General features: G+C 60.9%; 1 protein-coding gene. It reads left to right on the top strand.

Translation table 11 applies throughout. The features are described 5' to 3' along the window. Positions 1 to 555 (top strand): SAM-dependent DNA methyltransferase (locus tag KDD36_15255; protein MCB0398006.1); only part of this gene is annotated, 555 nt, incomplete at both ends.

Here is a 555-nt window from a genome sequence, read left to right as displayed (position 1 = left end):
ACTTTACTCCGCCGGTAATCATCCCTCCCGGCGCCTCGTTCCGCGACATGATCGCCCTCAAAGGCAAGAGCGACATCGGCGACAAGATCAACAAGCAGATCATCGCGCCGCTGGTCGACGCCAACGATCGCCTGTCGAAAAGCGATTTCCCGGACTTCAATGACCCCAACAAGCTGGGCGAAGGCCCGGCGATGGTCGAGCGCCTGTCCAACCTGGTGAGCATCTTCCAGAAGCCCGAACTCGACTTTTCGCAAAACCGTGCCGAGCACGACGACATCCTCGGCGATGCCTACGAATACCTGATGCGGCAATTCGCCCGGGAATCGGGCAAATCCAAGGGCGAGTTCTACACGCCATCCGAAGTCAGCCGCATCATCGCCAAGGTGATCGGCATCGCGCCCGACAACACCACGGCCCGCACGATCGCCTACGACCCCACCTGTGGTTCCGGTTCCTTGCTGCTCAAGGTGGCCGCCGAAGCCGGCAAGCACATCACGCTCGAAGGGCAGGAGAAGGATGTGACCACCGCCGGTCTCGCTCGCATGAACATGATCC

The sequence above is a fragment of the Flavobacteriales bacterium genome, from assembly GCA_020435415.1.
Classification (GTDB): Bacteria; Bacteroidota; Bacteroidia; order JACJYZ01; family JACJYZ01; genus JACJYZ01.
This window is presented reverse-complemented; position numbering and strand designations above follow the sequence as displayed.